Source organism: Streptomyces sp. SID5785 (assembly GCF_009870065.1).
Classification (GTDB): domain Bacteria; phylum Actinomycetota; class Actinomycetes; order Streptomycetales; family Streptomycetaceae; genus Streptomyces.
In genome coordinates this window covers 1-4724 of sequence record NZ_WWIA01000313.1, presented here as the reverse complement: position 1 = coordinate 4724, position 4724 = coordinate 1, and the positions used below count along the sequence as shown (strand labels likewise).

Genomic DNA, 4724 nt, shown 5'->3' with positions numbered 1-4724 from the left:
GCGCTGGCGCATGCCGCCGGAGAACTGGTGCGGATAGTGGCGCATCCGCCGGGCGGGGTCGGGGATGTGCACCTGCTCGAGGAGGTCGGCCGTGTGCCGCGCGGCCTCCCGCCGGCTGGTCCGCTCGTGGACGAGGAGGGCCTCGGCGATCTGGTGGCCGATCGGCAGCACGGGGTTCAGCGCGGCGAGCGCGTCCTGGAACACCATGGCGAGGTGGCGCCCGCGCAGCGAGCGCAGCCGGCGGGGGCTCAGCCGGAGCAGGTCGACACCGTGCAGGCGGACGCTGCCCCCGGTGGCCGTGGCGCCGGGCGGCAGGATGCCGAGTGTCGCACGGGCGGTGAGACTCTTGCCGCTGCCCGACTCGCCCACGAGGGCCAGGGTCTCGCCGGGGGCGACGTGGAAGGAGGCACCGTCGACGACCGTGGCGCGCGCCCGGGTCCGGGTGGCGGGAAACTCCACCCGCAGCCGGTCGACGGCGAGTGCCGGGGCGTCGGCGTCGTATCCGGGCAGGGCGGTGAGTGGGCCGGTCGTGTGCGGGGCGCGGCGTGGGGAAGCAGTCATCGCAACCTCGGGTCGAAGGCGTCGCGGAGGCAGTCGCCCAGCAGTACGAAGCTGAGGACGGCACAGCACAGGAAGACGGAGGGGTACAGCAGCAGGCCGAGGTGTTCGGTGAAGTACTGCTGCGCGGTGTTGAGTTGGACGCCCCAGGAGACCGCGGGGGCGCTCAGCCCGACGCCGAGGAAGGTCAGCGCGGCCTCCGCGGTGATGACGGAGCCGATGCTCATGCTGGTGAGGGCTGCGACCGGCGCGATCGCGTTGGGAATGACGTGGCGGAGCAGGATGCGCAGATGCCCGGCGCCGAGTTCGCGCGCCGCGGTGATGTAGTCGAGGCCGCGGACCGCGAGGACGGAGGAGCGCATGATGCGTGTGAGCACCGGCCAGGAGAAGAAGGCCAGGACCAGCGAGACGCTCCAGACGCTGTGCACGCTGAACGTCTGCAACACGATGATCATGCCGATGAGCATCGGGAAGCCGAAGAAGACGTCCATGACCCGGCTGATCAACTGGTCGGTGGCGCCGCCGAAGTAGCCGGCGGCGGCTCCCAGGACCACGGCGATCAGCAGGGTGAGCGCGGTGGTGAGCAGTCCGATGCTCAGGGAGTCACGGGCGCCGTGGACGACGTTGGCGTAGAGGTCGCAGCCCTGGATGTCGTAGCCGAAGGGGTGGCCCGGTGCGGGGCCCTGCCCGCTGCGGTCGAGGGTGCAGGCGTGCGGATCACCGTGGCCGAACAGTCCGGCGAACGCGCCCGGTGCGACGGCCGTCGCGCACAGCAGGAGCACCCCGGTCGCGGAGACGAGGAAGCGCGGTCGGCGCAGCATGGCGCGCAGGGGGCTTCGCGAGGCGGGCGGGCCTGGTGACGCGGCGACGGCGGTCCGGTCCGGGGCGGGGAGGAGGCTAGTCAAGGCGGATCCTCGGGTCGATGACGACGTAGAGGGCGTCGACGATCACGTTGATGAGCAGGAAGGTGATGACCAGCAGGGTGCTGATGCCGACGACCACCGGGCCGTTGTGCTGGTGGATGCCCTGGAAGGTCTGGAAGCCGAGGCCCGGCAGATTGAAGATCCCCTCGATGAGGATCGTGCCGGAGAGCAGGGTGCCCAGAGTGAGTCCGAGCATCGACACGACCGGGATCAGCGAGGTGCGCAGTACATGCCGGGCGAGGACGCGACCGGGGCTCGCCCCTTTGGCGACGGCCGTGTCGACGAAGTCCGCGTGCAGGTTCTCCAGGACGGAGGCCCGTGTCAGGCGCGCGGTCTCCGGGATGCCGAGCAGGGCCAGGCACAGGGCGGGGACGAGGTAGCTCGTCGGCCAGCCCGCGTCGGTCCCCGAGACGGGGAACCAGCCGAGCCGGTCGCCGAGCACGATCTGGGCGACGTACGCGGTGACGAAGTACGGGACCGCGAGCACCAGGGTGGAGCCACCGAGGACGAGGGAGTCCAGGGCACGCCCGGCGCGCAGCGCGGCGAGGACGCCGAGGCCGACGCCGGCCACGGCCTGGAACAGCCAGGTGGTGAGCGCGAGCCGGACCGTCACCGGCCACCCTGCCCCGATCAGCGCCGAGACGGGCGTGTCGTTGAAGTCGATGCCGAAGTCGCCGTGGAGCAGCCCGACGAGGTAGTGCCCGTACTGGACGAGGAAGGGGGAGTCGAGGTGGTAGTGCGCCCTGATGGCGCTCGCGACCGCCGGGGTGACGGCGCGGTCGGAGCCGGCGAGTGACTGGACGGGATCGCCCGGCAGCGCGTAGACCGCCGCGTAGATGATGAACGTCGTGCCGAGGACGACCGGGATCATCGTCAGGAGCCGGCGGACGAGATATCGGGCCATGGGCACCCCTTTCTGCCGTGGGCGGGGGAGTTCAGTGCACGGTGATGCCGGGGAGCCGCACGTCCCCGAGGTAGTCGAGCCGGACGCCGTGCAGTTCTTCGGCGTGCACGGCCCCGCTGACGGGGTGGTACAGGGGCGCGAGCGGAAGCGTGTCGAGGGCGGTGCGCTCGGCCTGCCGGGCGAGTGCCGTGGACCGTGCGGCGGTCGGCGCGCCCGCGGCCCGGTCGAGCAGGCGGGTGAACGCGGGATCGCGGTACCCCGTCGTGTTCGTCGCCGATGTGGCGGAGAAGAGCTGTTCGGCGGGTGCGTACAGCGTGGGGTACGCGGCGCCCAGATACAGCAGGAAGGGGCCGTCGAGCTTGTGGGCCGCGAGATTGGGATAGAGCTGGTCGGCCGGCTGGGTCTTCAGGGTGATGTCGGTGATGCCGAGGTTGGTGCGGAGCTGGTTGACGATCGCCTCGAGGACGGTCCGGTAGAGCGGATCCTGCTGGGTGGCCAGCGTGAGGTGGCCGTGCCAGCCACCGGCGTCGGCCAGCAGCGCGCGGGCCCGGTCCGGATCGTAGGAGCAGGCGGCACAGGTCTGCTTTCCGCCGCCGGCGACCGTGTCCGGGGCGATCCCGTGCGCGGGTGTCCCGAGTCTCTGCAGCAGGGAGCGGGTGATGGCCTTGCGGTTGACGGCCAGGGAGAAGGCCCGGCGCACCCGGGGGTCCTTGAAACGCTGGTCCCACAGGGGGAATCCGAGGTAGACGACAGCGCCCGTGGTCGCGGTGGTGACCTGGCCGGGGCGGGTGCGGCTCGCCTGCGCCAGGTTGTTCCCGCCGGCCAGAGCCAGGTCGACGGCACCGGCCTGGAAGCTCGTGTAGGCGGTGGCGTCGTCCTGGTACGTCTTGACGACGATCCGCGCCGCACCGCCCTTGGTTCCCGCGTACCGGTCGAACCGCTTCAGCGTCAGCTGTTGCGCTCCCGGACGCAGCCCGGGTGCGGCGACTTCGTAGGGGCCGTTGCCGATGGGCTGCCGGTCGTACGCGGTGAGGTCGGCGAAGGCGGCCTTGGGCAGGGGCGCGAAGACTGTGCTCGCCACAACGTACGGGAAGTCGGACAGCGGCTTGGAGAGTGTGACCTCGAAGGTCAGGCGCCCGGTGACGTGCACTCCCGACAGCGTGTTGCGATGCGGCTTCCCCTTCAGGGGATTGAGGTCCGCGTACCCCTGGACGGGGGCCAGGAGGTAGCCGTACGGCATGGCGTTGGGGCCGTAGGCGGCGGCGTTCCACGCATCGGCGAACGACTGCGCGGTCACGGGTTCGCCGTTGTGGAACGTCCAGTGCGGTTTGAGGGAGATCGACCAGTGCCGGTGATCGCTCGAACGCATGGAATCGGCCACGGCGTTGACGACCTTCCCGGAGTCGTCGATCTGCGTGAGCGGTGTCCACAGGGCGTCGGCCACGCTGCTCTTCCCTGCCTTCGCAGGGGTCAGGTGCGCCACGTACCAGGAGGGGACGCCCACGGAGAAGGAGCCGCCGTCGGGGCCGGGAGCCGCTCCGGCGGGCCGGCCGCCACCACATCCCGCCAGCAGGGCGAGGAGCACGCAGACCGTCGCGACGGCAGCCGCCCGCCGTACGTGCCGGACGCCCTTGTGCACAGTCAACACGGCCACCTCCAGGGCTTTCTGGCTTCAGGGCCCCGAGACTCCCGCACGGGCCCGGGCCCGGCATCGTCGGGCCCGGCAAAAACGGACCTGGGTGTTTGTCGGCATCCACACGCCGTTAACCGGTGCGTCACACTCGCCCGCCGGGCGGAGTCCGGCGGCCTTCCGGCACCGTCGGACGGTGCCGGAAGACCGGTGGCCTCCGGCACGACCAGGGGGTGGACGGATCTTGATCCGGCCGCGGGCCGTGTGCCTACGATGCCCGGCATGCCGAGCCCCTTCGAACGATCGTTTCCGGACACCGGGTTGCCCGTCGGCGGCAGGACCGAGGGCATCACGCTGCGCCGACTGCGCGAGACCCTGGGACCGCTCGTCCTCCACCTGGAATGCGCGCCGCAGGGCGAGGGCGGCCAGGTCGGCCGGCAGGTCCTCCAGGGCCTGCACGAGCCCGTGCCCGTGCAGCGCGACGGCCTCCTCGTCCTCGCGGGGGCGCCGACGGACCGCGACGGCGTCCTCGGCGCGATCCGGCAGGCCGGCGCGGGCGGATACCGTGCCGTCGTCATGAAGGCGTACGGGTGCGACCTCGCCCCCTGCGTGAGCGCGGCCGAGGACGCGGGTGTCGCGCTGCTGACCGTGCCGGACGACGTCCCGTGGCGGCACTTCGACGCCCTGGTCACCGCCGCTGTCGGCGCCC

General features: G+C 71.8%; 4 protein-coding genes and 1 pseudogene. 1 reads left to right on the top strand and 4 read right to left on the bottom strand.

Annotated features, from left to right (window positions below; genetic code table 11):
- The 4 genes from GTW43_RS10305 to GTW43_RS10290 form a co-directional block, all read right to left on the bottom strand.
- Positions 1-561 (bottom strand): ATP-binding cassette domain-containing protein (locus GTW43_RS10305; RefSeq protein ID WP_161301340.1); only part of this gene is annotated, 561 nt, incomplete at its 3' end.
- Entirely contained in the window at positions 558-1463 is a 906-nt protein-coding gene (locus GTW43_RS10300; RefSeq protein ID WP_161301339.1) for an ABC transporter permease, read from the bottom strand. The genes GTW43_RS10305 and GTW43_RS10300, both read right to left, overlap by 4 nt.
- Positions 1456-2385: an ABC transporter permease gene (locus GTW43_RS10295; protein WP_161301338.1), complete on the bottom strand. Its 930-nt coding sequence runs from the start codon at positions 2383-2385 to the stop codon at positions 1456-1458. Before GTW43_RS10295 ends, GTW43_RS10300 begins: the two co-directional genes overlap by 8 nt.
- 31 nt (positions 2386-2416) lie before the next feature.
- Entirely contained in the window at positions 2417-4033 is a 1617-nt protein-coding gene (locus tag GTW43_RS10290; RefSeq protein WP_161301337.1) for an ABC transporter substrate-binding protein, read from the bottom strand.
- A gap of 264 nt (positions 4034-4297) precedes the next feature.
- Between GTW43_RS10290 and GTW43_RS10285 the strand changes: the two are divergent.
- Positions 4298-4724: pseudogene (locus tag GTW43_RS10285) on the top strand (hypothetical protein); the annotation flags it as partial.

Coding starts and splice junctions, on each gene's coding strand:
- GTW43_RS10295 (WP_161301338.1), bottom strand. CDS start 2,385: ATGGCCCGATATCTCGTCCGCCGGCTCCTGACGATGATCCCGGTCGTC.